General features: G+C 72.4%; 2 pseudogenes. Both read left to right on the top strand.

The annotated features are described in order from the left end of the window. A pseudogene (locus tag HV783_RS29325) lies at positions 1 to 617 on the top strand (FAD-binding protein); the annotation flags it as partial. A gap of 143 nt (positions 618 to 760) precedes the next feature. After that, a pseudogene (locus HV783_RS29320) lies at positions 761 to 1082 on the top strand (NADP-dependent malic enzyme); the annotation flags it as partial.

Genomic DNA, 1082 nt, shown 5'->3' with positions numbered 1-1082 from the left:
CCCAGCCTGGCGTGCCGCTGGCGGCGCTGGCGCGGGCCGGGCTGCGGCAGTTCGCGGGCCTGCCGCAAGCGATGCCGCTGGCTCAATGGCTGGCCGCGCCGGCCGCATGGCCGGCGGGGGGCTGCGCGGCGTCGGGCGTGCTGGCCGTGGACCTGCTGCTGGCGGACGGCGTCGAGGAAACCCTGGGACCCTTCGGCGCCGACGACCTGCAACCGTTGCGGTCGGCGACGGTGCAGCGGCTGGTGCCGGCGCTGTTCCAACTGGTGAACGGGGATCTGGCCGCCGCCTGCCGCGACGGGGACGCGTGGCTGGCGCGCTACCGGCTCGACGCCCTGGCGCCGCGGGCGCCGGCGACGGTCAACCTGGCGCATCTCATGCTGGGGCAGGGCGGCACCCTGGGATGGGTGCAGGGGGTGACGCTGGCGGACAGTCCGCCCGTCGCCGATGTCGGGGCCGCTGGCGCGTCTCGGGCAGACGGACCGGCGCCGCGCGATGTCGGCCCGACAACTGCTGCGCCGCGGCAGGCTGCCGCCCTGCAGGCGCGCATCAAGGCGCTGTTCGACCCGTATGGGCGTTTTCCCGCATTCGCCCCGTCGCCGAATAGCGACAGTTTGTAAGGCGGGGGTAAGATGGGCGGCGCCCGCGGCCTGGCCGGGGATGCGCGTCCCGGGGGGGCCGCGCAGGGAACGTTTCGCGCGGTCCGCCATCGGAATAGAATTGCCCCCTTTCGTGTTCCTCACTCCAGCCAGTAGCCGCCCCTATGGATGCCAACCTCCGCAAAGCCGCCCTTGAATACCACGAGCACGGCCGTCCCGGCAAAATCTCGGTCACCCCGACCAAGCAGCTCACCAACCAACGCGACCTGGCCCTGGCGTACTCGCCCGGCGTGGCGGCGGCCTGTGAGGAAATCGTGGCGGACCCGGCCAACGTGTTCCGCTACACCGCGCGCGGCAACCTGGTCGGCGTGATCACCAACGGCACCGCGGTGCTGGGCCTGGGCAACATCGGCGCGCTGGCCTCCAAGCCGGTGATGGAAGGCAAGGCGGTGCTGTTCAAGAAGTTCGCCGGCCTGGACGTGTTCG

It is taken from the genome of Achromobacter dolens (assembly GCF_902859745.1).
Taxonomy (GTDB): Bacteria; Pseudomonadota; Gammaproteobacteria; order Burkholderiales; family Burkholderiaceae_B; genus Achromobacter; species Achromobacter dolens.
This window is presented reverse-complemented; position numbering and strand designations above follow the sequence as displayed.